A 1,714-nucleotide genomic window follows, 5' to 3' on the forward strand; every position below is an offset into this window, starting at 1 on the left:
GTTCCGCACCGCCAAGTCGGCCGATCCGGTGTTCACGGAAACGCTGACGCTCGATCTCGCCGACGTCGTGCCGTCGATGGCCGGTCCGAAGCGTCCCGAAGGCCGCATCGCGCTGCCCGCGGTCGCCGAAGGCTTCTCGCTCGCGCTCACCAATGAGTACAAGAAGACCGAAGAGCCGGCGAAGCGCTTTGCCGTCGAAGGCAAGAAGTACGAGATCGGCCATGGCGACGTCGTGATCGCCGCCATCACCTCCTGCACCAACACCTCGAACCCGAGCGTTCTGATCGGCGCTGGCCTGCTGGCGCGCAACGCCGCCGCCAAGGGCCTCAAGGCCAAGCCGTGGGTGAAGACCTCGCTTGCCCCGGGCAGCCAGGTGGTCGCGGCCTATCTCGCCGATTCCGGCCTCCAGGCCGATCTCGACAAGGTCGGCTTCAACCTGGTCGGCTTCGGTTGCACCACCTGCATCGGCAATTCCGGTCCGCTGCCGGAGGAGATCTCGAAGTCGATCAACGACAACGGCATCGTCGCGGCCGCCGTGCTCTCCGGCAACCGCAACTTCGAAGGCCGTGTCTCGCCGGACGTGCAGGCGAACTATCTGGCTTCGCCGCCGCTGGTCGTCGCCCACGCGCTTGCCGGCAGCGTCACCAAGAACCTCGCCGTCGAGCCGCTCGGTGAAGGCAAGGACGGCAAGCCGGTGTACCTCAAGGACATCTGGCCGACGACGAAGGAGATCAACGCCTTCATGAAGAAGTTCGTGACCGCGGCGATCTTCAAGAAGAAGTATGCCGACGTGTTCAAGGGCGACACCAACTGGCGCAAGATCAAGACCGTCGAGAGCGAGACCTATCGCTGGAACATGAGCTCGACCTACGTGCAGAACCCGCCCTACTTCGAAGGCATGAAGAAGGAGCCGGAGCCGGTCACCGACATCGTCGAGGCGCGCATCCTCGCCATGTTCGGCGACAAGATCACCACCGACCACATCTCGCCGGCCGGTTCGATCAAGCTCACCTCGCCCGCGGGCAAGTATCTCAGCGAGCACCAGGTGCGTCCCGCCGACTTCAACCAGTACGGTACGCGGCGCGGCAACCATGAAGTGATGATGCGCGGCACCTTCGCCAACATCCGCATCAAGAACTTCATGCTCAAGGGCGCCGACGGCAACATCCCGGAAGGCGGCCTCACCAAGCACTGGCCCGACGGCGAGCAGATGTCGATCTACGACGCCGCGATGAAGTACCAGCAGGAGCAAGTGCCGCTGGTGGTGTTCGCCGGCGCCGAATACGGCAACGGCTCCTCGCGCGACTGGGCTGCGAAGGGCACGCGTCTGCTCGGCGTGCGCGCGGTGATCTGCCAGAGCTTCGAGCGCATCCATCGCTCCAATCTCGTCGGCATGGGCGTGCTGCCGCTGACCTTCGAGGAAGGCACCTCCTGGTCGTCGCTCGGCCTGAAGGGCGACGAGAAGGTCACGCTGCGTGGTCTCGTCGGCGATCTGAAGCCGCGTCAGAAGCTGACCGCGGAGATCGTCTCCGGCGACGGTTCGTTGCAGCGCGTTTCGCTGCTCTGCCGCATCGATACGCTGGACGAGCTCGACTACTACCGGAACGGCGGCATCCTGCACTACGTGCTGCGCAAGCTCGCGGCGTAAGCGCGAATTTGTGAACGGTGGCTCACTGCGAAGTGAGTAGAAGGTTAAACGAAGGCGGCCTATCAC

At 64.2% G+C, this 1,714-nt stretch carries 1 protein-coding gene; it reads left to right on the forward strand.

Annotated features, from left to right (window positions below):
• The coding region (gene acnA / locus AC1D00_RS39945; protein WP_477014486.1) for an aconitate hydratase AcnA at nucleotides 1-1,648 on the forward strand (1,648 nt) is incomplete at its 5' end.
• Between the last annotated feature and the right edge of the window lie 66 nt (nucleotides 1,649-1,714).

This window comes from Bradyrhizobium sp. P2_E8 (assembly GCF_056403875.1).